Annotated in this window: 23 protein-coding genes; all 23 read right to left on the bottom strand. The window is 72.3% G+C overall.

What is annotated here, in order from left to right; translation table 11 throughout:
- Nucleotides 1–38: 38 nt before the first annotated feature.
- On the bottom strand, nucleotides 39–962 hold the full coding sequence (gene gmk, locus M1D56_RS07800; protein ID WP_271171796.1) for a guanylate kinase: 924 nt from the start codon (nucleotides 960–962) through the stop codon (nucleotides 39–41).
- The gene (pyrF, locus tag M1D56_RS07795; protein WP_456285151.1) at nucleotides 955–1806 is read right to left on the bottom strand and encodes an orotidine-5'-phosphate decarboxylase; all 852 of its coding nucleotides are present in this window, start codon (nucleotides 1804–1806) and stop codon (nucleotides 955–957) included. The genes gmk and pyrF overlap by 8 nt, the downstream gene beginning before the upstream one ends.
- Nucleotides 1806–5108 carry a carbamoyl-phosphate synthase large subunit gene (gene carB, locus M1D56_RS07790; protein ID WP_456285150.1) on the bottom strand — a complete coding sequence of 1101 codons (3303 nt, stop codon included), beginning with the start codon at nucleotides 5106–5108 and terminating at the stop codon, nucleotides 1806–1808. Before carB ends, pyrF begins: the two co-directional genes overlap by 1 nt.
- Entirely contained in the window at nucleotides 5101–6282 is a 1182-nt protein-coding gene (gene carA / locus M1D56_RS07785) for a glutamine-hydrolyzing carbamoyl-phosphate synthase small subunit (RefSeq protein WP_282977680.1), read from the bottom strand. Before carA ends, carB begins: the two co-directional genes overlap by 8 nt.
- Entirely contained in the window at nucleotides 6279–6788 is a 510-nt protein-coding gene (locus M1D56_RS07780; protein ID WP_282977679.1) for a PH-like domain-containing protein, read from the bottom strand. The genes carA and M1D56_RS07780 overlap by 4 nt, the downstream gene beginning before the upstream one ends.
- Complete coding sequence (locus M1D56_RS07775) at nucleotides 6785–8095, bottom strand: dihydroorotase (protein ID WP_456285149.1); 1311 nt, start codon at nucleotides 8093–8095, stop codon at nucleotides 6785–6787. Before M1D56_RS07775 ends, M1D56_RS07780 begins: the two co-directional genes overlap by 4 nt.
- A complete protein-coding gene (locus M1D56_RS07770) occupies nucleotides 8092–9051 on the bottom strand; it encodes an aspartate carbamoyltransferase catalytic subunit (RefSeq protein ID WP_271171790.1) in 960 nt (319 codons plus the stop codon). The genes M1D56_RS07775 and M1D56_RS07770 overlap by 4 nt, the downstream gene beginning before the upstream one ends.
- Nucleotides 9051–9587, bottom strand: coding sequence for a bifunctional pyr operon transcriptional regulator/uracil phosphoribosyltransferase PyrR (gene pyrR / locus M1D56_RS07765; protein ID WP_271171789.1), 537 nt, complete (start codon nucleotides 9585–9587; stop codon nucleotides 9051–9053). The genes M1D56_RS07770 and pyrR overlap by 1 nt, the downstream gene beginning before the upstream one ends.
- Before the next feature lie 70 nt (nucleotides 9588–9657).
- Nucleotides 9658–12945: a DEAD/DEAH box helicase gene (locus M1D56_RS07760; RefSeq protein ID WP_421075492.1), complete on the bottom strand. Its 3288-nt coding sequence runs from the start codon at nucleotides 12943–12945 to the stop codon at nucleotides 9658–9660.
- A 16-nt stretch (nucleotides 12946–12961) separates the two neighbouring features.
- Entirely contained in the window at nucleotides 12962–13372 is a 411-nt protein-coding gene (gene nusB / locus M1D56_RS07755; RefSeq protein WP_271171787.1) for a transcription antitermination factor NusB, read from the bottom strand.
- A gap of 10 nt (nucleotides 13373–13382) precedes the next feature.
- Nucleotides 13383–13943, bottom strand: coding sequence for an elongation factor P (gene efp, locus M1D56_RS07750; RefSeq protein ID WP_271171786.1), 561 nt, complete (start codon nucleotides 13941–13943; stop codon nucleotides 13383–13385).
- Between the two features lie 71 nt (nucleotides 13944–14014).
- Nucleotides 14015–14794 carry an amino acid ABC transporter ATP-binding protein gene (locus tag M1D56_RS07745; protein WP_324011348.1) on the bottom strand — a complete coding sequence of 260 codons (780 nt, stop codon included), beginning with the start codon at nucleotides 14792–14794 and terminating at the stop codon, nucleotides 14015–14017.
- Nucleotides 14795–14811: 17 nt separating this feature from the next.
- Nucleotides 14812–15606, bottom strand: coding sequence for an amino acid ABC transporter permease (locus M1D56_RS07740; protein ID WP_421075490.1), 795 nt, complete (start codon nucleotides 15604–15606; stop codon nucleotides 14812–14814).
- Nucleotides 15607–15618: 12 nt separating this feature from the next.
- On the bottom strand, nucleotides 15619–16410 hold the full coding sequence (locus M1D56_RS07735; protein ID WP_309299952.1) for an ABC transporter substrate-binding protein: 792 nt from the start codon (nucleotides 16408–16410) through the stop codon (nucleotides 15619–15621).
- Nucleotides 16411–16465: 55 nt separating this feature from the next.
- A complete protein-coding gene (gene aroB, locus M1D56_RS07730) occupies nucleotides 16466–17587 on the bottom strand; it encodes a 3-dehydroquinate synthase (protein WP_421075489.1) in 1122 nt (373 codons plus the stop codon).
- Entirely contained in the window at nucleotides 17584–18165 is a 582-nt protein-coding gene (locus tag M1D56_RS07725; RefSeq protein WP_421075488.1) for a shikimate kinase, read from the bottom strand. The genes aroB and M1D56_RS07725 overlap by 4 nt, the downstream gene beginning before the upstream one ends.
- Complete coding sequence (aroC, locus tag M1D56_RS07720) at nucleotides 18149–19360, bottom strand: chorismate synthase (protein ID WP_456285148.1); 1212 nt, start codon at nucleotides 19358–19360, stop codon at nucleotides 18149–18151. The genes M1D56_RS07725 and aroC overlap by 17 nt, the downstream gene beginning before the upstream one ends.
- Nucleotides 19361–19365: 5 nt before the next feature.
- Nucleotides 19366–20223, bottom strand: a complete 858-nt coding sequence (locus tag M1D56_RS07715; RefSeq protein WP_421075486.1) for a shikimate dehydrogenase family protein — start codon at nucleotides 20221–20223, stop codon at nucleotides 19366–19368.
- Complete coding sequence (mltG, locus tag M1D56_RS07710) at nucleotides 20216–21547, bottom strand: endolytic transglycosylase MltG (protein ID WP_421075485.1); 1332 nt, start codon at nucleotides 21545–21547, stop codon at nucleotides 20216–20218. The genes M1D56_RS07715 and mltG overlap by 8 nt, the downstream gene beginning before the upstream one ends.
- Nucleotides 21548–21555: 8 nt before the next feature.
- Nucleotides 21556–22023: a Holliday junction resolvase RuvX gene (gene ruvX / locus M1D56_RS07705; protein ID WP_456285147.1), complete on the bottom strand. Its 468-nt coding sequence runs from the start codon at nucleotides 22021–22023 to the stop codon at nucleotides 21556–21558.
- Entirely contained in the window at nucleotides 22020–24677 is a 2658-nt protein-coding gene (alaS, locus tag M1D56_RS07700; RefSeq protein ID WP_282977668.1) for an alanine--tRNA ligase, read from the bottom strand. The genes ruvX and alaS overlap by 4 nt, the downstream gene beginning before the upstream one ends.
- Before the next feature lie 71 nt (nucleotides 24678–24748).
- Nucleotides 24749–24937: a hypothetical protein gene (locus tag M1D56_RS07695; protein ID WP_271171776.1), complete on the bottom strand. Its 189-nt coding sequence runs from the start codon at nucleotides 24935–24937 to the stop codon at nucleotides 24749–24751.
- A gap of 147 nt (nucleotides 24938–25084) precedes the next feature.
- Complete coding sequence (gene rpsD / locus M1D56_RS07690; RefSeq protein WP_271171775.1) at nucleotides 25085–25714, bottom strand: 30S ribosomal protein S4; 630 nt, start codon at nucleotides 25712–25714, stop codon at nucleotides 25085–25087.
- Between the last annotated feature and the right edge of the window lie 16 nt (nucleotides 25715–25730).

Raw genomic sequence — 25730 nt, 5'->3', positions numbered from 1 at the left:
GTCGCTCGTCGAGACCATGGCGGGATGGCGCGCGGGTGTCAGCGCGCGGACGCCTGCACCAAGTCTACGACCTGGCGCGCGGCCTCGGCGACCGACTCGTTCACGATGCGGAAATCGAACTCGTTCTGCGCGGCGAGCTCGGTGCGCGCCGTGCGCAGGCGACGGGCCCGCTCCTCCTCGTCCTCGGTGCCGCGCCCGACCAGCCGCGCGGTCAGCTCGTCCCAGCTCGGCGGGAGAAGGAAGACGAGCGTCGCCGACGGATCGGCCGCGCGCACCTGACGGGCGCCCTGCAGGTCGATCTCGAGCAGCACGGCGCGCCCCTCGGCGAGGGCCCGCTCGATCGGCTTGCGCGGCGTGCCGTAGCGGTGCCGGTTGTGCACGACCGCGTACTCGAGCAGCTCGCCGTCCGCGATGAGCCGATCGAACTCGGCGTCGTCGACGAAGTAGTAGTGCTGGCCGTCGACCTCCCCCGGCCGCGGCGCGCGCGTGGTCGCGGAGACCGAGATGAGGAGCTCCGGGTGGTGCTCGCGGATGTGCGCCGCGACCGTTCCCTTGCCCACCGCGGTCGGCCCGGCGAGGACGATGAGCCGGCTCCGGCCGGGCCGCGCCTGCGGCTCGGGCATCCGACTATCGAGCCAGCCGCGCAGAGCGTGCCGCTGCCGGCTGCCGAGGCCGCCCAGCCGCTTGACCGGCGAGATCGCCAGCTCCTCGAGCACGCGGTCGCGCTTGCCCTCGCCGATCGCGGGGAGCGCCATGAGGAACTCGGGCACGCGCATCGTGCCGGCCGCGGACTGCGGGTCGGCCTCGGCCCGGCGCAGGACCTCCTGCGGCGTGACGACGCGGGTCGCGAGGTCGCGCTTGAGGCTCGCCCGCGCACGCCGCGCGGCGACCGCCTTCCGCGATGCGGCGGCGCGGTCCACCTCGGGCGGCTTCGGACGGCCCGGTGCGGTGCTCTCAGACATCGGCTTCTCCCTCCGACGATCCCCGGTAGGCGGCCGCGGCGTCGGCGATCGCCTGGGCGAGGCCGTCCGGGCCGGCGGCGAGGATGCTGCGGCTCTCGGATGCGATGACGCACGGCGCCATCTCGCGGAAGACCTCGGGCAGCGCGGCCGCGGCGGCGCCCTGGAACCCGAACCCTGGCGCGAGGATGGGCGCGGGCGGAGCGAACGGCGCCAGCCCCGCCGCGTGCCAGTCGACCGTGGCGCCGATGACGAAGCCCGTGCTGCCCCACTCCCCCTCGCGCGCGACGCGCGCGTTGCGCGCCGACACCTCGGCCACGATCGCCGCCGCGACGCTCGAGCCGTCGGCGGTCGCACGCTGGAGGGCGGTCGCCTCGGGGTTGCTCGTTGCGGCGAGGACGAACGCGCCCTTGCCGTGCTCATCCGCGAGGGCCAGCGTGCCCTCGAGCGCGCCCACGCCCAGATACGGGCTCACCGTGAGCGCGTTGGCCTCGAGCGGCGACCCCGGCGTGAGCCACGCCGCGCCGTACGCGTCCATGGTCGATCCGATGTCGCCGCGCTTGGCGTCCGCGATCACCACGAGATCGGCCGCGCGCGCCGCCGCGAGCACGTCCTCGAGAGCGGCGATCCCCGCCGACCCGAAGCGCTCGTAGAACGACACCTGCGGCTTGACGAAGCCCGCGCGCCCCGCGGCCGCCTCGACGACGCGCAGCCCGAACGCCCGCGCGCCCGCGGCATCCGCCTCGAGACCCCACTGCGCGAGCAGCGGAAGGTGCGGGTCGATCCCGACGCAGAGCGGGCCGCGCGCGTCGAGGACGGCGCGGACCCGCTCTCCGAACGACGGCACTACGCGCTCACCGCCGCCTCGCGCTGGACGCGGTCGGAGGCGTACTCCTGCAGGCTGCGCACGCCGAAGCCGCCGCCCATCGAGTCCATCGCGCTCACCGCGGCGCCGAGCACCGAGATGGTCGTGAAGAGCGCCTTGTCGGCGCCCACCGCCGCGGCGCGGATCTCGTAGCCGTCCGCGCGCGCCGACATCCCGCTGGGGGTGTTCACGATGATGTCCACGCGCCCCTCGTTGATGAGGTCGACGATGTTCGGCACGCCCGAGTCCTGCGTCTCGCTGTACTTGCGGACCACCTCGACCTCGATGCCGTTGCGCATGAGGATCTCGGCGGTGCCCTCGGTCGCGAGCAGGCGGAAGCCCAGCTGGCGCAGACGGTGCGCGGGCAGGATGACGTCGCGCTTGTCGCTGTCGGCCACCGAGATGAACACGGTGCCCGACAGCGGGATCCCGCCGTACGCGGCCGCCTGGCTCTTCGCGAACGCGGTCGGGAAGTCGCGGTCGATGCCCATGACCTCTCCCGTCGAGCGCATCTCCGGGCCGAGCACGGAGTCGACCACCGCGCCCTCGCGCGTGCGGAAGCGCTTGAACGGCAGCACGGCCTCCTTGACGGCGACGGGCGTGTCGAGCGAGACCCGCGAGCCGTCCTGCTCAGGCAGCATGCCCTCCGCCTTGAGCTCGGCGATCGTCGTGCCCGCCATGACCCGGCTCGCCGCCTTCGCGAGCGGGATGCCGAGCGCCTTCGACACGAACGGCACCGTGCGGCTCGCGCGGGGGTTCGCCTCGATGACGTAGAGCACGCCGGCGCTGATCGCGAACTGCACGTTCAGCAGCCCGCGCACGCCCACGCCCTGGGCGATCGCGAGGGTCGCCTCGCGCACGCGGTCGATCTCGGTGCGGCCGAGCGACATCGGCGGCAGCGTGCAGCTCGAGTCGCCCGAGTGGATGCCGGCCTCCTCGAGGTGCTCCATGATGCCGCCCACGTAGAGCTCGTGCCCGTCGTAGAGCGCGTCGACGTCGATCTCCACGGCGTCGTCGAGGAAGCGGTCGACGAGGAGCGGCTGGCCGGGGCCGATGATGGCCTGGTCGGCGATGCGGACGAAGTAGTCGCGCAGGCTCGCCGTGTCGTACACGATCTCCATGCCGCGCCCGCCGAGCACGAAGCTCGGGCGCACGAGCACGGGGTAGCCGATCTCCTCGGCGATCGCGACGGCGCCCTCGACGTCGGTCGCGGTGCCGTTGCGGGGCGCGACGAGGGCGGCGCGCTCGAGGATCTCGGAGAACAGGCCGCGCTCCTCGGCGAGGTCGATCGCCGCGGGGCTCGTGCCGAGGATGCGGTAGCCCGCGTCCTCGATGCCCTTCGCGAGCCCGAGGGGCGTCTGCCCGCCGAGCTGGCAGATGACGCCGAAGATCTCGCCCGACTGGGCCTCGGCGTGAAGGACCTCGAGCACGTCCTCGAGCGTGAGCGGCTCGAAGTACAGGCGGTCGGAGGTGTCGTAGTCGGTGGACACCGTCTCCGGGTTGCAGTTGACCATGACCGTCTCGAATCCGGCGTCGCTCATCGCGAACGAGGCGTGCACGCACGAGTAGTCGAACTCGACGCCCTGGCCGATGCGGTTCGGGCCCGAGCCGATGATGACGACCTTGCGGCGGTCGGACGGCGTGACCTCGGTCTCGGACTCGTAGCTCGAGTAGTGGTACGGCGTCTGCGCGGGGAACTCGCCCGCGCACGTGTCGACCGTCTTGAACACCGGGCGGATGCCGAGGCCGTGGCGGATGCCGCGCACCTCCGCCTCGGACAGGCCGCGCAGCTGCGCGATCTGGACGTCCGAGAATCCGTGGTCCTTGGCCAGGCGGATGGCCTGCTCGTCGAGCTCCGCGGCGTCGGCGACGGCCTGCGCGACCTCGTTGATGAGGACGATCTGGTCGAGGAACCACGGGTCGATGGCCGTCGACGCGAACACCTGCTCGACCGTCGCGCCGAGGCGCAGCGCCTGCTGCACGTCGACGATGCGGCCGTCGGTGGGCGTCTTGATCGTCTCGAGGAGCTCCTCGACCGAGCGCGTCTCCTCACCCCAGTGGAAGCTCGAGCCGCGCTTCTCGACGGAGCGGAGCGCCTTCTGCAGGGCGGTCGTGTAGTTGCGGCCGATCGCCATGGCCTCGCCGACCGACTTCATGGTCGTGGTGAGCGTGGGGTCGGCGGCCGGGAACTTCTCGAACGCGAAGCGCGGGACCTTGACGACGACGTAGTCGAGCGTGGGCTCGAACGAGGCCGGCGTGACCTGCGTGATGTCGTTGGGCACCTCGTCGAGGCGGTAGCCCAGGGCCAGCTTGGCCGCGAGCTTGGCGATCGGGAAGCCCGTCGCCTTCGACGCGAGCGCCGACGAGCGGGAGACGCGCGGGTTCATCTCGATGACGATGATGCGCCCGTTCTCGGGGTTGATCGCGAACTGGATGTTGCAGCCGCCGGTGTCGACGCCCACGGCGCGGATGATGTCGATGCCGATGTCGCGCAGGCGCTGGTACTCGCGGTCGGTGAGCGTGAGCGATGGGGCGACCGTGATCGAGTCGCCCGTGTGCACGCCGACCGGGTCGACGTTCTCGATCGTGCAGACGACGACCGTGTTGTCGGCCGTGTCGCGCATGAGCTCGAGCTCGTACTCCTTCCAGCCGAGAATCGACTCCTCGAGGAGCACCTCGGTCGTGGACGACTCGTGCAGGCCCGCGCCCGCGATGCGGCGCAGGTCCGCCTCGTCGTAGGCGAAGCCCGACCCCAGGCCGCCCATCGTGAACGAGGGGCGCACGACGAGCGGGTAGCCGAGGTCCTCTGCCGCCTCGAGCACCTCCTCCATCGTGTGGGCGATGCGGCTGCGCGCGACCTCGGCGCCCGCCTCGACGACGAGCTCCTTGAACACCTGGCGGTCCTCGCCCTTGCGGATGGCGTCGACCTTGGCGCCGATGAGCTCGACGTCGTACTTCTCGAGGATGCCGCGCTCGTGCAGGGCCATCGCCGCGTTCAGCGCGGTCTGGCCGCCCAGGGTCGGCAGGATCGCGTCGGGCTTCTCCTTCGCGATGATCGTCTCGATGACCTCGGGCGTGATCGGCTCGATGTACGTCGCGTCGGCGAAGTCGGGGTCGGTCATGATCGTCGCGGGGTTCGAGTTCACGAGGATGACGCGGACGCCCTCCTCCCGGAGCACGCGGCACGCCTGGGTGCCGGAGTAGTCGAACTCGCAGGCCTGGCCGATCACGATCGGGCCCGACCCGATGACGAGCACGGACTGGATGTCGGGGCGCTTAGGCATTGTCTTCCTCGGACGTTGAGCGAGCGGAGCGAGCCGAGATGGTGTCGCGCACCATGTCGACGAAGCGGTCGAAGAGGTAGTTGGCATCGTGCGGACCGCCCGCGGCCTCGGGGTGGTACTGCACGGAGAACGCGGGGATGTCGAGGGCGCGCAGGCCCTCCACGACGTCGTCGTTGAGGCCCACGTGGCTGACCTCGACGCGGCCGAACCCGGCGGGGCTCTCGAAGACCTCGTCGATCGGGGCGTCCACGGCGAACCCGTGGTTGTGCGCCGTGATCTCGACGCGGCCCGTGAGCTTGTCGCGCACCGGCTGGTTGATCCCGCGGTGGCCGAAGGGCAGCTTGTAGGTGCCGAGGCCGAGCGCGCGGCCGAGGAGCTGGTTGCCGAAGCAGATGCCGAAGAACGGCAGGCCGTCGCGCAGCACGCTCTGCAGGAGGGCGACGTGGGCGTCGCTCGCGGCGGGGTCGCCGGGGCCGTTCGAGTAGAACACCGCGACGGGGTCGATGGCCTTGAGCTCCTCGAAGGTCGTGCTCTGCGGCAGCACGTGCACCTCGAAGCCGCGTCGGGCGAGGTTCTCCACCGTCGCCTGCTTGATGCCGAGGTCGATGACGGCGAGGCTGCCGATGCGGTCGCCCTGCGCGGGCGTGACGGCGGCGACATCGACCGAGACCTCGGCCGAGAGGTTGCGGCCGGCCATCGCGGGCGCCTCGGTCACGATGCGCAGCTGCTCGTCGGCGGCGAGGCCGGCGGCCTCGCCCGAGAACACGCCGCCGCGCATCGAGCCGGCCGAGCGGATGTGACGGGTCACGGCGCGCGTGTCGATGCCGCTGATCCCGACGACGCCGTCGCGCTCGAGCGCCGCGTCGAGCGGCTCCTCCGCGCGCCAGTTCGACACGACCCGGCTGGGGTCGCGCACGATGTAGCCGGACACCCAGATGCGGCGGGACTCGGGGTCCTCGGTGTTGACGCCGGTGTTCCCGATGTGCGGCGCGGTCTGCAGCACGATCTGACCCGCGTACGAGGGGTCGGTGAGCGTCTCCTGGTAGCCGGTCATGCCGGTCGAGAAGACGACCTCGCCGAGGGTCGTGCCGCGCGCACCGTAGGCGTAACCGGCGAAGCGCGTGCCGTCTTCGAGGACGAGGACCGCGGGGTCGCGGTCGAGCAGAGAGGTCATGAGGTCGCTCCTGTGGGGGTCGGGGAGGTGCGCAGGTCTTCGATCGCCGCGACGAGCGCGTCGGGATCGCCGCCCTGAAGGCGCACATAGGAATCGCAGATGGTGCCGTCGGAGGCGCGCCACGCGATGAGCACGAGGCCGTCCGTCTCGACGACGCGGTCGATGGTCCAGGTCGCGCGGCCCGCGCCGACGAGCTCGTCCGCGCGGAGGAAGATGCCGGGCGCCCCGGCGAGGTCGAGGGCGACGCCGCGGTCCGTCACCGTGACGCCGGCCTTCGCCCGGAACTCGAGGTGCCGCACGGCGAGCCGATCGAGCGGCTGGTCGTGGCGGGTCGTGGCCACGTAGAGGCCGTCGAAGCGGGCCGTCTCGGCGCCCTCCGCCGCGCGCACGGGCGCGGAGGTGCCGGCGTCCCGCCGGGATCGTCGGCGCCATCCCCACGCCATCGCGCCGAGGATGACCGCCGCGATCGCCGCCATCATGAGGAGGCCGGGGAGGTACGCGCTCATGCGCCCTCCCGCTCGACGAGCTCGCCGTCGGCGAGCGTGAGGGAGCCGCGGTGGATGGTCCACATCACGCGACCGGGCAGCTCGCGCCCGAGGTAGGGCGAGTTCGCGCTGCGTCCGCGCAGGTCGGCTGCGCCGAACGGGGCGGACGGCCGCGGGTCGTAGAGCGCGATCTCGGCCGGCTCGCCGGCCGCGATCGGCGTGCCGTGCCCCGCGAGCCGCCCGATCCGGGCGGGCGCCTTCGACAGGACCCGCGCGACGTCCTGCCATCCGATGAGGTCCGTCGCGACCATCGCCTCGTGCACGACGCGCAGCGCGCTCTCAAGGCCGACCATGCCGTTGGCCGCGGCCGCCCACTCGCAGCTCTTGCTCTCGGCGGGATGCGGCGCGTGGTCGGTGGCGACGATGTCGATCGTGCCGTCCGCGAGGCCCTCGCGCACGGCCAGGACGTCCTCCTCGCGCCGCAGCGGCGGATTGACCTTGAAGCGCGCGTCGTACCCGCGCACGAGCTCGTCCGTGAGGAGGAGGTGGTGCGGCGTGACCTCGGCGGTCACGTCGATGCCGCGCTTCTTCGCCCATCGGATGATGTCGACCGACCCCGCGGTCGACAGGTGGCAGACGTGCAGGCGCGAGCCCACGTGCTCGGCGAGGAGCACGTCGCGCGCGATGATCGACTCCTCGGCGACCGCCGGCCATCCCGCGAGCCCCAGCTCGGCCGAGACGACGCCCTCGTTCATCTGGGCGCCCTCCGTGAGGCGGGGGTCCTGCGCGTGCTGGGCGACGACGCCGTCGAACGCCTTCACGTACTCGAGCGCCCGGCGCATGATGAGCGGATCCCACACGCAGAACCCGTCGTCGCTGAAGACGCGCACGCGCGCACGCGAGTCGGCCATCGCGCCGAGCTCGGCGAGGCGCTCGCCCTTCTGGCCGACGGTCACGGCGCCGATCGGCTGCACGGTCGCGTAGCCCGCCGCCTCGCCGAGCGCGAGCTCCTGCTCGACGACGCCCGCGACATCCGCGACGGGAGAGGTGTTGGGCATCGCGAACACGGCCGTGAAGCCGCCAGCGGCCGCGGCACGGGTGCCGGTGAGGATGGTCTCGCTCGCCTCGTAGCCGGGCTCGCGCAGGTGGGTGTGGAGGTCGACCAGACCGGGCAGCGCGATGAGCCCTGCGGCGTCGATGATGCGGGCGCCGGCCCGGCTGAGGCCCGTGCCGACCTCGGCGATGCGGCCGTCCTCGACGAGGATGTCGGCCGTCTCGCCGCCCTCGATCGCGGCTCCTCGGATGAGAAGGGATGTCGACTCGGTCACTTCGTTCCCTCGCTCTCCCGCTCCCCCGCGAGCAGCAGGTAGAGCACGGCCATCCGCACCGACACGCCGGCTCGCACCTGCTCGAGCACGGTGGCCCGGGGCGAGTCGGCTGCGGCTGCGGAGATCTCCAGTCCCCGGTTCATGGGCCCGGGGTGCATGACAATCGTATCCTCCGGCAGCGTGGCGAAGCGCTCGGGGTCGAGGCCCCAGCGCCGCGAATACTCCCGCTCCGAGGGGAAATAGGCGGCGTTCATCCGCTCGAGCTGGATCCGCAGCATCATGAGCGCGTCGGGCCGCGCGGCGATGGCCTCGTCGAGGTCGTAGCGCACGGTCACGGGCCACTGCGACACGTCCTGCGGGAGGAGCGTCGGCGGCGCGACGAGCGTGACCTCGGCGCCGAGGGTGGCGAGGAGCCAGACATTCGACCGCGCGACGCGCGAGTGCAGGATGTCGCCGACGATCGCGACGCGGTAGCCCGCGAGGTCGCGACCGCGACTGGCCGCCCCGTACCGGCGCTTGCGCATCGTGAAGGCGTCCAGGAGCGCCTGCGTCGGGTGCTCGTGCGTCCCGTCGCCCGCGTTCACGACGCCGGCCGAGATCCAGCCGCTCGTCGCGAGCGTGCGCGGCGCTCCGGACGCGCCGTGCCGGATGACGACGGCGTCGGCGCCCATCGCCTGCAGGGTCTGCGCGGTGTCCTGGAGGCTCTCGCCCTTCGAGACGCTCGATCCCTTCGCCGAGAAGTTGATGACGTCGGCGGAGAGGCGCTTCGCGGCGGCCTCGAACGAGATGCGCGTGCGGGTCGAGTCCTCGAAGAAGAGGTTGACGACCGTGCGGCCGCGCAGGGTCGGCAGCTTCTTGACCTCGCGCTCCTGGGTGTCGGCCATGTCCTCCGCGACGTCGAGGATGCGGATGGCGTCAGCGCGGCCGAGCGTGCGGGTGTCGAGCAGGTGCCGCATCAGCCGGCCGTCTCGATCGACACGTGCTCTTCCCCGTCGACGTCGGCGAGGCGCACGTTCACGCGCTCGGCGCGCGAGGACGGGAGGTTCTTGCCGACGAAGTCGGGGCGGATCGGGAGCTCGCGGTGGCCGCGGTCGACGAGGATCGCGAGGCGCACGGCGGACGGGCGGCCGATGTCGTTGAGGGCGTCCAGCGCAGCGCGGATGCTGCGGCCCGAGAAGAGCACGTCGTCGACGAGGACGACGGTCCGGCCGTCGATGCCCCCGGGCGGGATCTCGGTCGGGCGCGGCGCGCGCGTGGGGTGCTTCGCGAGGTCGTCGCGGTACATCGTGACATCGAGCGAGCCGACGGGCACGGGGCGGCCGCCGAAGCGCTCGACGAGCGCCGCGAGACGACGGGCGAGCGTGACGCCCCTGGTCGGGATGCCGAGGAGGACGAGGTCGTCGGGGCCCTTGTTGGACTCGAGGATCTCGTGGGCGATCCGCGTCAGGGCACGGGCGATGTCAGCGTCATGCAGCACGGTTCTCGTGCTCATCCGCCGCTCCCTTCTCCGCCTCACGGGACGGTGTTAAAGGTGCAGATGGCTCCAGTCTACCGGGTGCGCGTCAGGGCTCGAGCAGGCCGCGGATGTCGTCGGCCGTGAGCGCCTGCGAGAAGAGCGCGTCGTCGTCCATGACCGCCGAGAACAGGCGCGCCTTGCGCTCCTGCAGGGCCATGACCTTCTCCTCGATCGTGTCGGCCGCGATCATCCGGTAGACCATCACCTGCTTGGTCTGCCCGATGCGATGCGCGCGGTCGACGGCCTGCGCCTCAGCCGCGGGGTTCCACCAGGGGTCGAGGAGGTACACGTAGTCGGCTTCCGTGAGCGTGAGCCCGAATCCGCCGGCCTTGAGGCTGATGAGGAAGACCGGCGCGTCGCCCGAGCGGAAGGACTCCACGACGGCGGGACGGTCGCGGGTCGAGCCGTCGAGGTGCGCGTGCGCGATGCCCTCGCGATCGAGTCGCGCGGCGACGATGTCGAGGTACGACGTGAACTGGCTGAAGACGAGCGCCCTGTGCCCCTCGGCGATGACCTCGGACAGCTGCTCGACGAGCGCGTCGAGCTTGCTCGAGGGGATGTGCGCGTGCGCGGGATCGACGAGCTCGGGCGCGAGGCTCAGCAGGCGCAGGAGGGTGAGCGACCGGAACACGATGAAGCGATTGCGGTCGAGGTCGTCGAGCAGCCCGAGGACCTTCTGGCGCTCGCGCTGCAGCACGGTGTCGTACACCTCGCGGTGCGCGGCGCTCAGCTCGACGTGCAGCCTCTGCTCCTGCTTGGGCGGCAGGTCGTCCGCGACGAGCTCCTTCGTGCGCCGGAGCATGAGGGGGCGGATGCGGCGGCGCAAGCGGGCGAGGCGGCGCTCGCGGTAGTCGGCGCCCTCCTGGTTCTCGGGGACCTTCCCCTTCTCGATCGGCCCGATGTACTCCTCGCGGAACCGCCGTGCCGAGGGGAACAGCCCGGGGGCCGCGAGCGAGAGGAGCGCCCAGAGCTCGGAGAGCCCGTTCTCGAGCGGGGTGCCCGTCACGGCGAACGTCACGTCGGCTCTGAGGTCGGCCGCTGCCCGGTGCACGCCCGTCTGCGGGTTCTTCGCGAACTGCGCCTCGTCGAGGATGAGGCCCGCCCACTCGACCCCCGCGTACTCCGCCGCGTCGAGCCGCAGCAGCGCATACGACGTCACGACGATGTCGGCCTCGGCCGCGGCGTCGGCGAGCGTGCCCGACCGCTTCGTGCGCGTCGCGTCGATCCGGTGGACGCGCAGCGATGGCGCGAAGCGCGCCGCCTCGTCGCGCCAGGTCGCGGTGACGGACGTGGGCGCGACGACGAGGAACGGGCGCCGCTCCCCCGCCTCGCGCGTGTGCAGGATGAGCGCGAGCATCTGGATCGTCTTGCCGAGCCCCATGTCGTCGGCGAGGATCCCGCCCAGGCGATGCCGCCACAGGAACGCGAGCCAGTCGAGACCCGCCTGCTGGTAGGGCCGCAGACGTGCCGCGAGCCCCGCAGGCGGCGGGGTCGGCTCGATCCGGTCGATGTCGCGCAGGCCCTCGGCCGTCGCGCGCCACGACGCCGCCGGCGCGGACTCGTCTGCGAGGTCCTCGAAGTCCGCCCAGAGCGCCGTCTGATAGCGGCTGATGCGCGGTCCGGCCTCCCACTCCGACAGTGTCGCGGCCTCGTCCACGAGATCGCGGAGCCGCTGCAGCGCCGGGTGCGCGAGCGAGAAGTAGTCGCCGTCGGCGAGCAGCAGCTTCTTGCGGCGCTGGCTGATCGCGGTGAAGAGCGGGGCGAACGGGATGCGGCGGCCGTCGATGGTCACGACGACGCCGAGATCGAACCAGTCGGCGTCGGTGCTCTCGACGGTCGAGACCGAGATCTCTGGCACGCCGGCGAGCTCGCGGTACCGCCGCCGCGAGCCGCTCGTCTCGACGCGGACGCCCTCCGCCTCGAGCGCGGGCAGGATGCGCTCCGAGAACTCCGCCGCGTCGACGTCGCGCAGCTCGCCCGACGGGGCGAACGGCACGTCGGCAGCGCCCTCCCACGCGCGCGCGATGCGCTCCGCGAGCGCCGCCTCGGCCGCGCCGTCCCGATCCGGGTCCGGCGAGGCCGGGCCGCCCGGCTCGCCCAGCGGATGGCGCGCGAGCCCCGCGTAGGCGCACGACAGCGCATACGTCGTGCGGTCGCCGGGATGGAACGTCACGGCGATCACCGCCTGCGGAGCCGGCCGCTCCGGCACCTCGATGCCCTCGGGAGCACGCACCTCGACCCGGCGCGCGATCACGGGCAGGGCGTCGCGGACGAACTCCTCCGCATCCTCGGCCGGCACGTCGAGCTCGCCCTGCGCGCCGACGAGGAGGGCGACCGGATCGGCCAGCGCGACCGGTGCGAGCGTGAGGGAGATGCGTCCGCCCTCAGAAGCGAACGCGTAGACGCCCGAGCGCGCGACAGGGCGGACCGAGGCGAGGTCGACCGGCGCGCCGTCGATCTCGATCTCCGCCCGCACGCTCAGCGCGCCGTCGTCCGCCTCGTCGATGCGCACCCGCGCGGACGCCGACCGCGCGAGCCGCACGTCGAGGAGCTTCTGCGTCGGCACGAGGGGGATGCCGAGGCCGTCGGCCACGCGCAGGTGCGTCCAGAGCAGGGCGGACGGGATCGAGTCGAGCGTGAGCCACTCCGATCCATCGCCGAACGCGTCGAGCCGGAACACGTCGCGCGCGATGCTGTAGAGCTCGGCGAACCAGCGCGACTGCGCGTGCGGGAATCGGCTGCCGGGGCGTCGGACCGCGTCCCACGACGCATCGCCCTTGATCCACGCGCCCGAGCGGTCGCTGCGCAGGAGCGGCCGCAGCCCCACGAACAGCTCGCCGGCCGTGCCGCGCTCGAGCTGACGCGGATGCGCGGCCTCGGCGCGCCGCGCCTGCCATCCGCTCGCCGAGCGCGCTGGCCGGTGCCGCAGCTCGACCCCGAGCGCGAGCGGGACCGTGTCGGGCGCCGTCGCGGTCTCGGCGGGCGTCACGAGGCTGCGCCACGAGGCGCCGGCTCCGTCGGGGCGCCGCCCCTGCGCGGCGTTCCGCTGCTGCGCGTTGCCCGCGAGCAGCGCCGCGACGACGTGCTTGCAGCGGCTGCGCAGGGGGCAGCTGCACTGCGATGCGACGATCGCCGACGTCCGCGCGTCGAACCGCACCCGCACGGTGTAGCTGCGCGCCGACGATCCGGCGACGCGCGCGGTCAGGGTGACGCCGTCGGTCATCCACCGCGCGTGCTCGACCGCGCCCTCCTGGAAGTACGCGAGCCCGCGCGCGTACGCTCCGTCGTCCGCCATCCTGCGGATGGCGTCGACGGGGACGTACGGCGCGGGCACGCGGAGCGGACCGAGGTCAGTTCGAGCGCGCGATGCGCGCGAGGACGCCGTGCACGAAGGCGCCGGACTCCTCGGTGGAGAGCTCCTTGGCGAGCTCCACGGCCTCGTCGATCGCGACGGCCGTCGGGACCTCGTCGTTGAAGAGGATCTCCCACGTGCCGATGCGCAGCAGCGCCCGGTCGACCGCGGGCATGCGCTCGAGCCTCCAGTCGCGGCTGTGCGTCGTGATCTGCTCGTCGATCTCGTCGCGGTGGTCGATCACGCCGTCGACGATGTCGCGCGCGTACAGCCACGACGCCTGTCGGGCGGGCTCCCCCGCCGCGCGCTTCGCCTCCGCGGCGAGCGTCACCTCGAGGGCGTCGCCGCGGACGTCCGAGGAGAAGAGGATGTCGAGGGCGCGCTTGCGCGCCTTGGTGCGTGCGCTCACTCGCGCGGCTTCAGTTCACGCGGCCGAGGTAGTCGCCCGTGCGGGTGTCGACCTTGACCTTCGTGCCGGTCTCGAGGAACAGCGGGACCTGGATCTCCGCGCCCGTCTCGACGGTCGCGGGCTTCGTGCCGGCCGACGAGCGGTCGCCCTGCAGGCCGGGCTCGGTGTACGTGATCTCGAGCACGACCGACGCCGGCATGTCGAGGTACAGCGGCTGGCCGTCGTGCAGCGCGATCGTGACGAGCTGGTTCTCGAGCAGGTAGTTCGACGCGTCGCCGACGACGGCGGCCGGCACGTTGATCTGGTCGTAGTCCGTCGCGTCCATGAAGACGAACGAGTCGCCGTCGTTGTAGAGGTACGTGAAGTCGCGGCGGTCGACGTTCTGGATGTCGACCTTGGCGCCCGCGTTGAACGTGCGGTCGACCACCTTGCCGGACACGACGTTCTTCAGCTTGGTGCGCACGAACGCGCCGCCCTTGCCGGGCTTGACGTGCTGGAACTCCACCACGCTCCAGAGCTGTCCGTCGATGGCGAGGACGACGCCGTTCTTGATGTCTGCGGTGGATGCCATGTGCGTAAGTGATCCGTTCGTGTGGATTCGTCGAGAGAACTCAGGGCCCGCGGACGGGCCGAGAGAAGATCCTAGTTCAGATCGACGTGCGTCGGATGGATGACCCGCTTCAGGAAGTCCTGCATGCGCGGGGTCTGCGGGTTGCCGATCACCTGCGCCGCCGGGCCCTCCTCCACGACGACGCCGCCGTCCATGAAGACGACGCGGTCCGCGACGACCCGCGCGAACTCCATCTCGTGGGTGACGACGAGCATCGTCATGCCGTCGTCGGCCAGCTGCCGCATGATCGCGAGCACGTCGCCGACCGTCTCGGGATCGAGAGCCGATGTCGGCTCGTCGAACAGCATGAGGTGGGGGTCCATCGAGAGCGATCGCGCGATCGCGACGCGCTGCTGCTGGCCGCCCGACAGCTGGTCGGGGTACCGTCCCGCGAGGGCGCCCAGCCCCACGCGGTCGAGGTTGGCCTGCGCGATGCGCTCGGCCTCCGCCTTCGGCCGCCGCAGGACCTTGAGCTGCGCGACCGTGCAGTTCTCGAGCACCGTGAGGTGCGGAAACAGGTTGAACTGCTGGAACACCATCCCCACGTGGCGGCGCAGCTCGTCGATGTCGAGGTCGGGGTCGGTGACCTCGCGGCCGCCGACCTCGATCGCGCCGCCGGTCGGCTCCTCGAGGAGGTTGACGCAGCGCAGCAGCGTCGACTTGCCCGAGCCCGACGGCCCGATGAGGCACACGACCTCCCCGGGAGCGACCTCGAGGTCGATGCCCTTGAGCACCTCGTTCGAGCCGTACGACTTCCGCAGGCCGCGGATCACGACGCCGAACTGCGCGGCGTTCTCGGATGTGCCGGTCATGTCTCGTCCTCCGACGTCTATCGCCTGGTCCGCGCCGAGCGCGACTCGAAGCGCCGCGACAGCTGGCTGAGCGGCAGCGTGATGATGAGGTACATGGCGCCCGCGACGACGAGCGGGGTGATGCCGGCGCCGTACTGCAGGATGCCGTCGCGGCCGAGCTTGGTGAGCTCGAAGCTCTCGGCGGCGAGGCCGATCACGTAGATGAGCGACGTGTCCTTCGTGACGAGGATGAACTCGTTCGTCAGCGGGGGCAGCACCATCCGGAACGCCTGCGGGATGACGATCGTGAGCATCGCGCGCCATCCGGGCATCCCGAGCGACCGCGCGGCCTCGTACTGGCCGCGCGGGACGGCCTGCAGGCCCGCCCTGAGCGTCTCGGCGATGTACGCGGCGGCGACGATCCCGAGCGAGAGCATCACGACGAGGATCGTCGGCCAGCGCGTCCCCGGGAACGCGGCCGGCACGCCGAACCCGAAGGCGATGAACACGAGCAGCGCGGGGATGCCGCGGAAGAACTCGATGTACGCGGTCGCGATCCAGCGGTACGGCGCGAACGACGACAGCTTCATGAGCGCCAGGAGCATCCCGAGCGCGAGGCCGAGCGCGAAGGACACGATCGTGTAGACGATCGTGTTCTTGAGCCCGACGAGGATGATCCCGGGGAACATCCCCGCGACGGCCGGGAAGTCGAAGAACGAGTCGAGGATCCGCGGCCAGTCGATGACGATCGCCAGGACGACGATCAGCGCGACGAAGACCCCGGCCTGCACGTACTGCGCCGTCCGCGCGCGCTGGCGTGCGGTGAGTGCCATCGGGCGCCCCGCCTAGGAGCCCTCGCCGAACCAGGTCGCCTTGAGCTCGTCGAGCTCGCCGGACTCGGTCAGGCGCTGCAGGGTGCCGTTCACGACCTCGAGCAGCGCCGTGTCGCCCTTCTCGACCGCGATGCCGAGCTTCTCGCCGGTCTCGAAGTCGGCCACGCGCTCGAAGCCCTCCTCGTCCTTCACGCCGTACGCGAGGACCGAGACGTTCCCGAGCACGGCGTCGACCGTCCCGGCCTTGAGCGCCTCGAGCTGGAGGCCGGCGTTCTCGAAGCCGATCGGCGAGATGCCGTTCTCCTGCGCGTACGCCTCGCCCGTCGTCCCCGACTGCACGCCGACCTGCTTGCCGACCGCCGACTCGAGGTCGGTGATGCCGGAGTCCGCGCTCGCGATGAGCGTGAGGTCGTCGTCCATGTAGGGCTCGGAGAAGTCCATGTTGCCCTTGCGCTCCTCGGTGATCGAGATCGAGGAGATCGCCGCGTCGCACTTGTCGAACGACAGGCCCGACTGGATGGACTCGAACGAGTCGACGATCACCTCGAGCTCGGCGTCCAGGTCGGCCGCGATCTCGTTGGCGATGTCGATGTCGAAGCCGACGGTGTCGCCGTTGTCGTCGATGAACTCGAACGGCTCGTAGGGGATGTCGGAGCAGACGGTGAACGTGCCGGGCTCGACGAGGGAGACGCCGCCCTCCTCGGCCGGCTCCTCGCCGGCGCCGGAGGCGCATCCTGCGAGGGCGAGGCCGGCCGTGCCGGTGACGAGCAGTGCGGTGATCGCACGGGAGCGGAGCTGCATCATCGCGACGCCTTCCTTCTGGGTGACGAGAGGGACTCTCGGGTGCTGTTGGGCCATCCTAGTCACGGGGTCGGCCGGCCTGGAGGATGCGACCCGCGTCCTCCTCGCCGATCTCCTGGTATGCCGCGAAGAGGAGCGACTCGTCCGGCGCCTGCGCGACCGTCGGCTTCCCGATGTCGTCGAGGAGCACGAACCGCAGCATGCCCGCGCGCGCCTTCTTGTCGCGCTGCATGGTGGCCAGCAGCTGCGTCCACGCGCCCATCCGGTACGTCGTGGGCAGCCCGAGCGCGGTGAGGATGGCGCGGTGGCGGTCGACGGCGGCATCCGAGAGCCGGCCGGCGAGTCGCGACAGCTCGGCGGCGTACATCATGCCGATCGAGACGGCCGCGCCGTGCCGCCAGCGGTAGCGCTCCGCGTGCTCGATCGCGTGGCCCAGGGTGTGGCCGTAGTTGAGCGTCTCGCGCACGCCCGACTCGCGGAAGTCCTCCCCCACGACGTCGGCCTTCATCCGGATCGCGAGCTCGATGCAGCGGCGGAACTCGGGGGTCGACGGGTCGGTCGCACGGGCTGGATCGGCCTCGACGATGTCGAGGATCTCCGGGTACCGGATGAAGCCGGCCTTCACGACCTCGGCGAATCCCGCGACGGCCTCGTTCTGCGGCAGGGTCGCGAGCAGGTCGAGGTCGCACAGCACGGCGCGGGGCGCCCAGAACGCCCCGACGAGGTTCTTGCCCTCCGCGGTGTTGATGCCGGTCTTGCCGCCGACGGCCGCATCGACCATGCCGAGCACGGTCGTGGGGATCTGCACGACGTCGACGCCGCGCAGCCACGTGGCCGCCACGAAGCCCGCGAGGTCGGTCACGGCGCCGCCGCCGAGCCCGACGACCGCGTCCGTGCGCGTGAAGTCGGCCTGGCCCATGATCTGCCAGCAGAACGCGGCGACCTCGACGCGCTTGGCCTGCTCCGCGTCGGGAACCTCGGCGAGGAGGACCTCGCGCACCGTGTCGCCCATGAGGCGCTCGCGCAGCTCCTCCGCGCGCGCCCCGAGCGAGGGCTGGTGCACGACGAGCACCTTCTTCGCAGCCGGCGGGAGCACCTCGCCGAGGCGCGCGAGCACCCCGCTGCCGACGATGACGTCGTACCCTGGCGTGCCGGCCACGCTGATCACGGTGTCGCTCATGACTCCTCCTCCGTGCGCGCCGCGCGCGCTGTCGTCTCGTCGTCGGCCGGCTCGTCGCCGCGCAGCCACGCCACGATCCGCTCGACCGTGCGCTGGGTCGGGCCGCGCGACGTGTCGAACACGGCGTCCGCCACCTCCGCGTACAGGGGCTCGCGCTCGGCGCGGATGCGCGCCCACTCGGCCACCGGATCGACGTCGCCGTTGAGCAGCGGGCGCTTGTGCCCCCGGATGCGGTGGGCGATCGCGGTCTCATCGACCGTCAGGAGCACGACGCGGTGCGCGCGCAGGCGCTCGCGCGTCTCGGCGGAGAGGACGGCGCCTCCCCCGAGCGCCACGACGCCGCCCCCCTCGAGCGCCGTGCGCACGGCCTCGCGCTCGATCTCGCGGAACCGCGCCTCGCCCTCGCGCGCGAAGAGCTCGGCGATCGGGCCATGCGCGCGCACGATCGCGGTGTCGGTGTCGGTGAACGGGAGACCGAGCGCGCGCGCGACGCGCTTGCCGAGGCTCGACTTGCCGGCGCCCATGGGGCCGACGAAGACGATCGCGCCTGCCGCGTGGCCGTCAGAGGACGGCGTCATGCGCGAGGGCGGCCGTGCGCTGCGTCTCGGGGATCGCGGCGAGGTAGGCCTCGAGGTTGCGGCGCGTCTCGGCGACCGAGTCGCCGCCGAACTTCTCGAGCACGGCCTCGGCCAGCACGATCGCCGTCATCGCCTCGGCGACGACGCCGGCAGCCGGCACGGCGCAGACGTCGGAGCGCTGGTGATGCGCCGACGCGGTGTCGCCGGTCGCGACGTCGATCGTCCGGAGCGCGTGCGGCACGGTCGCGATCGGCTTCATGCCGGCCCGCACGCGCAGGACCGTGCCCGTGGACATCCCGCCCTCGGTGCCGCCCGCGCGGTCGGAGCCGCGCACGATGCCGTCGTCGCCGGCGAACAGCTCGTCGTGCGCCTGCGACCCGCGGCGCCGGGTGGTCTCGAAGCCGTCGCCGACCTCGACGCCCTTGATCGCCTGGATGCTCATGAGCGCCTGCGCGAGCTTCGCGTCGAGGCGGCGGTCCCAGTGCACGTGCGAGCCGAGCCCCGGGGGCAGACCGTACGCGAGCACCTCGACGATGCCGCCGAGCGTGTCGCCGTCCTTCTTGGCGGCATCGACCTCCGCGACCATCCGCGCGCTCGTGTCCGCGTCGAAGCAGCGCAGCGGATCCGCGTCGAGCGCTGCGACGTCGTCGGGCGCGGGCAGCGGCGCGTCCTCCGGCACGCGCACGGGGCCGATCGACAGCGTGTGGCTCACGAGGCGGATGCCCAGCTCGCCGAGGAAGCACCGCGCCACGGCGCCGAGTGCGACGCGGGCGGCGGTCTCGCGGGCGCTCGCGCGCTCGAGGATCGGCCGTGCCTCGTCGAAGCCGTACTTCTGCATGCCCACGAGGTCGGCGTGCCCGGGGCGCGGCCGGGTGAGCGGGGCGCCGCGCCCGCGCGACTTCTCGGTGAGCTCGACGGGCTCCGCGCTCATCACCTCGGTCCACTTCGGCCACTCGGTGTTGCCGATGCGCAGGGCGATCGGGCTGCCCATGCTGAGGCCGTGGCGGATGCCGCCCGAGATCGACAGCTCGTCCTGCTCGAACTTCATGCGCGATCCGCGCCCGTAGCCCAGCTTGCGGCGCTGCAGGTCTTCCTGGATGGCGGAGGCCGTGACGGGGACGCCTGCGGGCAGTCCCTCCATGATGGCGATGAGTTCGGGGCCGTGCGATTCGCCGGCGGTCAGCACGCGGAGCATGGCCACTAGTCTCCCATGAGCGCGGAGCGCATCGCGGCCACGACCTCGTCCTCGCGGTCGAGGGGCGCCTCGGGGTCGCCCGTCGTGAAGATCCGCACCTGCAGAACCGCCTGATGCAGCAGCATCCCGAGACCCGAGTGCGCATCGCCGTCCGCCCAGCGTCGGGCGAGCGCCGAGGGCCACGGCGCGTACGCCACGTCGAAGAGCGGCCCTCCGGCCGCCGCGAGGCGGTCGGCCTGCGCACCGGGCAGCTCCGCCCCGCCGGGGAGCGTCGCGATGGTGAGGTCGACCGGCGCGTGCGGATGGTCGAACGACGACACCCGCACGTCGATCCCCGCGCGCTCGCCGATCGCCACGAGCGGCGCCGCGCGCTCGGCGCTGCGGGCGACGACGTCGACGCGACGCGCGCCCATCTCCCCCACCGCGACGAGCGCGGAGGACGCGGTCGCGCCCGCCCCCGCGATGCGCGCGGTCTCGAGCCGCCTGATGCCGAGCTCGTCGAGCGCGCGGACGATCCCGCCGACGTCGGTGTTGAACCCGAGCGGCCCCTCGCCGTCCCACTGCGCGATGCCCGGCAGGTCGGGTGACGGCGTGCCGAAGAACAACGTGTTGACCGCGCCCGTGAGCTCGGCGCGTCGCCCGCGCCACGCCGCCGCGCGGTGCGCCTGCTCCTTGAGCGGCATCGTCACGGCGAGACCGCGCCATGCGCGCTCCGCGAGAGCGGCGTCGAACGCGTCGCGGGAGACCCGCCGCCGCTCGAAGACCCAGTCGAGCCCGAGCACGCGGTACGCGGCCCCGTGGAGCTGCGGCGAGCGGCTGTGCGCGATCGGGTCGCCCCAGACCTCGAGACGGATCTCACTCACAGTAGGTCGAGTTCTCCTCGCTCGCCCTGCACCACTCCTGGAGGCGTGCCACGGCGGCCTCGTGCTCGGCGAGGGTGCTCGAGAACACGGTCTCGCCGGTGGCGAGGTCGACCGGCACGAAGTACAGCCAGTCCCCTTCCGCGGGCGAGATGGCCGCGGCGATCGCGGCCTCGCCGGGGAGGCCGATGGGTCCTGCGGGCAGCCCCTCGTGCACGTACGTGTTGTACGGGTTCGACGCGTCGGCGCGCTGCTCGTCGGTCGTCCACACGGTGTGGGTGCTGTCGGCGCCGTAGGCGACCGTCGCGTCGGACTGCAGGAGCATGCCCTGCTCGACGCGGTTGTAGAACACGCGCGCGATCTTGGGCATGTCGTCCTCGCCGCCGGCCTCGCGCTGCACGAGCGCGGCCATCGTGAGGATCTCGAAGCGGTTCTCGGGCGCGACGCCCTGTGCGTCGAGGCGCTCGAACATCTCGTCCACGAGCACGCGGATGACGTCGTCCGCGGTCGCGTCGGGATCGAACGTGTACGTCGCGGGGAACAGGTATCCCTCGATGCTCGGCGCCTCTTCGGGGATGCCGAAGCGCGTGTAGTCCTCCGCCGCGGCCTGGAGCTCCTCGAGCGGGATGTCGGTGACCTCCGCGATGTTCTCGAGCGCGTCGGCGGCGAAGCTGCCCTCCGTGATGAGCACCGTGTTCTCGAGGCGCGTCGCGGGGTCGTTCAGAGCCTCGAGCGCGGCAGCCGAGGTCATCTTCCTCTGCAGCTGGTACACGCCGGGCTGGAAGGTCGTCTCGTCGCCGGTCTCGATGAGGTGGCGGTAGAAGGAGTCGCTCTCGAGCGTGACGCCGGCCTCGTGCAGCGTCTGCGAGATGGCCTCTCCGGTGTCGCCCTCGGAGATCGTGACGAGCGCCTCGCCGGTCGCCTGCCCCTCCTCGTAGTCGTGCGGGCCGTCCCATCCCATCACCGACGCGATGCGCTCGCCGTATGCGCTCCAGACCCACAGACCGCCCGCGACGACGCCGCCGAGCAGGAGGAGGACGATGAGCGCGGAGATGAGGCAGCCGAGCCGGCTTCCCCTGCGCTTCGCCGGGCGCTCCGCGTGCTCGGGGGCGAACAGGTCCTCGAGGCCGGCCGGACGCCGGTCCTCGGGTGCGGGCTCCGCCGCCTGCCGTTCGGGGGCCGGAGCGGCGAGGGGCGCGGCGGCGCCCGCGACGTCGTGCGCCGCGGCGCTGGGCAGCTTGCGCCGCGCCTCCGCCGCGAGCTCGCGCTCACGGCGCTCGCGCCGGGTGAGGGCGCGCTCGGCGCGGGGATCGGGGGAATCGGGCATGCGGATGTCTACTCCAAACCGGTGCGGACGGCGATCCCGGGGGGGACCCCCGTCTGCTTCTCCGTGTCGACCGCGTGCTGCAGCAGCACGACCGCGGCGACCTGGTCGACAATGCTACGCGACCCCTTCTGGGATCGGCCGGACTGCCGCAGCGCCGTGTGAGCGCTCACGGTGCTGAGCCGCTCGTCGACCATGCGCACGGGCGCCGCCTGCGCGGTCGCGAGCTCGGCGGCGAAGTCCCGTGCGTCCTGCGTCGAGGGCGTGTCGTCGCCGCGCATGTTGAGCGGGAGCCCGACGACGATCTCGACCGGCTCGTGCTCGGCCGCGAGCTCGACGAGCCGCGCGATCGAGCGGTCGTCGCGCGGCACGGTCTCGACCGGCACGGCGAGCATCCCGTCGGGGTCGCACCGCGCGACGCCGACGCGCGCCTTCCCCACGTCGACGCCGAGGCGGATGCCCCGGCGGAACCCGGTCATGCAGCGAGACCCGCGCGCACCGCGTCGAGCGCGGCCGGCAGGGCGGTCGCGTCGGCGCCGCCGCCCTGCGCCATGTCGTCGCGCCCGCCTCCGCCGCCGCCGAGAGCGGCGGCTGCGGCCTTCGCGAGCGCTCCTGCCTTCGCGCCGGCGCTCCGCGCCGCCTCGTTGGTCGCGACGATGACGACGGGCCGTCCCGACACCTCGGCGCCGAGGGCCACCACGGCCGCATCCGCCCCGAGCCGGTCGCGCACCTGCGTCACGAGGGCGCGCACGTCGTCGGGCGAGCCGACCGATCCGAGGGACTCCGCGACGACCCGGTAGGCGCCCGTGCGCACCGCGGCGTCCGCGAGGGCCGGCACGCGCTCGGCGAGGGCCTTCGCCTCGAACTGGGCGATCCGCTTCTCAGCCGCCTTGAGGGCGGCGGCGAGCTCGGAGACCCGCGCCGGCAGCTGCTCCTTCGGCGTCTTGAGGGCGGCCGTGAGCTCGTTCACGAGAGCGCGCTCGGCGGTCAGCTCGCGGAACGCGTCGAGCCCGACCAGGGCCTCGACCCGGCGGTTGGACGCGCCGACCGAGGACTCGCCCGTGATGCTGATGAGCCCCACCTCCGCCGACGTCGACACGTGCGTGCCGCCGCAGAGCTCGCGCGACCACGGTCCGCCGATGTCGACCATCCGGACCTTCTCGCCGTACTTCTCGCCGAACAGGGCCATCGCGCCCGCGGCCTTCGCCTCGTCCAGCGACAGCACGCGCGTGGTCACCTCGAGGTTGTCCCGCACGGCGTTGTTGGCGATCTCCTCGATCTCGCTCCGCGTGGCGGGGCTCAGCGCCTGCCCCCACGTGAAGTCGAAGCGGAGGTATCCCGCGCGATTGAGCGAGCCGGCCTGCGTCGCGCCCTTGCCGAGCGTGTCGCGCAGCGCGGCGTGCACGAGGTGCGTCGCGGAGTGCGCCTGCGTCGCGGCGCGGCGGTTCGCCGCGTCGACGACCGTCGTCGCGGGCTGGCCGACGCCGACCTCGCCGCGCGTGACCTCGACCGTGTGGCTCACGAGGCCCGCGACCGGGCGCTGGACGTCGAGCACCTCGAGCTCGAAGCCCGGGCCGACGATCGTGCCCTTGTCGGCGACCTGTCCGCCCGACTCGGCGTACAGCGAGGTCTCCGCGAGGATGACCTCGGCGATCTGCCCCTGGAGCGCCTGCGGCACGCTGAGGCCGTCGACGAGCACGCCGAGCACGGTCGACTCGGTCTCGAGATCGGTGTACCCCGTGAACTGGGTCTCGCCGAGCGCGCGGAACTCGCGGTACACGCCGACGTCGGCGATCGCGCGCTTGCGGGAGCGGGCGTCGGCCTTCGCGCGCTGCTTCTGCTCCTGCATGAGCGCGTCGAAGGCGTCGCGGTCGACGCCGAGTCCGGCCTCCTCGGCGATCTCGAGGGTGAGGTCGATCGGGAAGCCGTAGGTGTCGTGCAGGAGGAACGCCTCGGGGCCCGCGAGCGTCGTGCCGCCGGCCGCCTTCGTCTTCGACACGGCCGTGTCGAGGATGGTCGAGCCCGCCGTGAGCGTGCGCAGGAAGGTCTCCTCCTCGGCGAAGGCGTACGACGAGATCCGCTGCCAGTCGGACTCGACCTCGGGGTAGCCGGCCTTCATGGCGTCGCGCGACGCCTCGAAGAGCGCGGGGAAGGTGGCCTCCTCGACGCCGAGCAGGCGCATCGAGCGGACCGTGCGCCGCATGAGCCGGCGCAGGATGTAGCCCCGACCCTCGTTCGACGGCGTGACGCCGTCGCTGAGGAGCATGAGCGACGAGCGCACGTGGTCGGCGATCACGCGGAAGCGCACGTCGTCGCCGTGGTCGACCCCGTAGCGGCGGCCGGAGAGCTCGACCGCGCGGTCGAGCACGGGACGCACCTGGTCGGTCTCGTACATGTTCTCGACGCCCTGCTTGAGGAACGCGACGCGCTCGAGACCCATGCCCGTGTCGATGTTCTTCTTCGGCAGCTCGCCGACGATGTCGAACTCGGTCTTGGACCGCACGTTCTCGATCGCGTTCTGCATGAACACGAGGTTCCAGATCTCGAGGAAGCGACTGTCGTCGACCGCGGGCCCGCCGTCGCGGCCGTAGGCGGGGCCCCGGTCGACGTAGATCTCCGAGCACGGTCCGGCCGGTCCCGGCTGGCCGGTCGTCCAGAAGTTGTCCGCGCGCCCGAGTCGCTGGATGCGCTCGGCGGGGATGCCGGCGACCTTCCGCCACAGCGCGGCGGCCTCGTCGTCGTCCTCGTACACCGTGACCCACAGGTCGCGCTCGGCGAACCCGAGCCCGCCATCCGCCTCGCTCGTCGTGAGGAGCTCCCACGCGTACGCGATCGCGCCCTCCTTGAAGTAGTCGCCGAACGACCAGTTGCCGAGCATCTGGAAGAACGTGCCGTGGCGGGCGGTCTTGCCGACCTCCTCGATGTCGTTCGTCCGGATGCACTTCTGCACATCGGCCGCGCGCGGGTACGGTGCGGGCACCACTCCCGTCAGGTACGGGATGAACGGCACCATGCCCGCGATCGTGAACATGATCGACGGGTCGTCGCTCACGAGCGACGCCGAGGGCACGATGGTGTGGTCGTTCTTCTCGAAGTAGTCGAGGTAGCGCTGCGCGATCTCCGCGGTCTTCATGAGGTGGGGATTCGTCCTTGCTGTACGTGCGAAAGCGGCCGCCGATCGGGCGGCCGCGGGAACGTCGAGGGTCAGGCGTCGACGGCGGCGCCGCGGCGGGCTGCCTCCGCGTTGTAGGCATCCGACATGCGCTCGGTGAACTCGTCGATGCGCGCGTCGATCGCCGCGAGGAGCTCGTGGCCGCGGGGGTCCTTGTTCATGAGGTGCGCGACGACGAGGCCGCCCCCGATGCCGAGCAGGAACCACAGCAGCTTCTTCATGTCATCCGTCCTCGCGCCCGTCGCGTCCGTCGGCGCCGCGCGTGCGGCGCGGCGTCCTCCCATCCTAGTTCCGAAAGGGAGCGCGAAAGCGAGAGGGCGCCGGGGCCGAAGCCCCGACGCCCTCCCGACGCGTGTCGCGATGCGCGATCAGCGCGCCGCGTAGTACTCGACGACGAGCTGCACGTCGCAGGTGACGGGCACCTCGACGCGCTTCGGACGACGCACGAGCTTCGCCTGGAGCTTGTCGAGCTCGACCTCGATGTAGCCCGGGACCGGGGGCAGGACCTCGGCGTGACCGCCGGCCGCTGCGACCTGGAAGGGCTCCAGCGCCTCGCTCTTGGCCTTGACCTCGATGGTCTGGCCCGGCTTCACGCGGAACGAGGGACGGTCGACGATCTTGCCGTCGACGAGGATGTGGCGGTGCACCACGAACTGGCGAGCCTGCGCCGTCGTGCGGGCGAAGCCCGAACGCAGCACGAGGGCGTCGAGGCGCATCTCGAGGAGCTCGACGAGGTTCTCACCGGTCAGGCCGTCCTGGCGACGGGCCTCGTTGAACGCGATGCGCAGCTGCTTCTCGCGGATGCCGTACTGCTCGCGCAGACGCTGCTTCTCACGCAGGCGGACGGCGTAGTCGCTGTCGGCCTTGCGCTTGGTGCGGCCGTGCTGGCCGGGGCCGTAGGGGCGCTTCTCGAGGTAGCGCGCGGCCTTCGGGGTGAGCGCGACGCCGAGCGCGCGCGAGAGGCGGACCTTGCGGCGGTCCTGGGACTTGGTGACCATGGTTTCCTTTCACGTG

This window comes from Microbacterium sp. JZ101 (assembly GCF_053903175.1).
The sequence above is the reverse complement of the archived record's forward strand: the minus strand, read 5'-3'. Positions and strand labels throughout refer to the sequence as shown.

Coding starts and splice junctions, on each gene's coding strand:
- gmk (WP_271171796.1), bottom strand. CDS start 962: ATGTCTGAGAGCACCGCACCGGGCCGTCCGAAGCCGCCCGAGGTGGAC.
- carB (WP_456285150.1), bottom strand. CDS start 5,108: ATGCCTAAGCGCCCCGACATCCAGTCCGTGCTCGTCATCGGGTCGGGC.
- carA (WP_282977680.1), bottom strand. CDS start 6,282: ATGACCTCTCTGCTCGACCGCGACCCCGCGGTCCTCGTCCTCGAAGAC.
- M1D56_RS07780 (WP_282977679.1), bottom strand. CDS start 6,788: ATGAGCGCGTACCTCCCCGGCCTCCTCATGATGGCGGCGATCGCGGCG.
- M1D56_RS07770 (WP_271171790.1), bottom strand. CDS start 9,051: ATGCGGCACCTGCTCGACACCCGCACGCTCGGCCGCGCTGACGCCATC.
- pyrR (WP_271171789.1), bottom strand. CDS start 9,587: ATGAGCACGAGAACCGTGCTGCATGACGCTGACATCGCCCGTGCCCTG.
- efp (WP_271171786.1), bottom strand. CDS start 13,943: ATGGCATCCACCGCAGACATCAAGAACGGCGTCGTCCTCGCCATCGAC.
- M1D56_RS07745 (WP_324011348.1), bottom strand. CDS start 14,794: ATGACCGGCACATCCGAGAACGCCGCGCAGTTCGGCGTCGTGATCCGC.
- M1D56_RS07740 (WP_421075490.1), bottom strand. CDS start 15,606: ATGGCACTCACCGCACGCCAGCGCGCGCGGACGGCGCAGTACGTGCAG.
- M1D56_RS07735 (WP_309299952.1), bottom strand. CDS start 16,410: ATGATGCAGCTCCGCTCCCGTGCGATCACCGCACTGCTCGTCACCGGC.
- aroB (WP_421075489.1), bottom strand. CDS start 17,587: ATGAGCGACACCGTGATCAGCGTGGCCGGCACGCCAGGGTACGACGTC.
- M1D56_RS07725 (WP_421075488.1), bottom strand. CDS start 18,165: ATGACGCCGTCCTCTGACGGCCACGCGGCAGGCGCGATCGTCTTCGTC.
- aroC (WP_456285148.1), bottom strand. CDS start 19,360: ATGCTCCGCGTGCTGACCGCCGGCGAATCGCACGGCCCCGAACTCATC.
- mltG (WP_421075485.1), bottom strand. CDS start 21,547: ATGCCCGATTCCCCCGATCCCCGCGCCGAGCGCGCCCTCACCCGGCGC.
- ruvX (WP_456285147.1), bottom strand. CDS start 22,023: ATGACCGGGTTCCGCCGGGGCATCCGCCTCGGCGTCGACGTGGGGAAG.
- alaS (WP_282977668.1), bottom strand. CDS start 24,677: ATGAAGACCGCGGAGATCGCGCAGCGCTACCTCGACTACTTCGAGAAG.
- M1D56_RS07695 (WP_271171776.1), bottom strand. CDS start 24,937: ATGAAGAAGCTGCTGTGGTTCCTGCTCGGCATCGGGGGCGGCCTCGTC.
- rpsD (WP_271171775.1), bottom strand. CDS start 25,714: ATGGTCACCAAGTCCCAGGACCGCCGCAAGGTCCGCCTCTCGCGCGCG.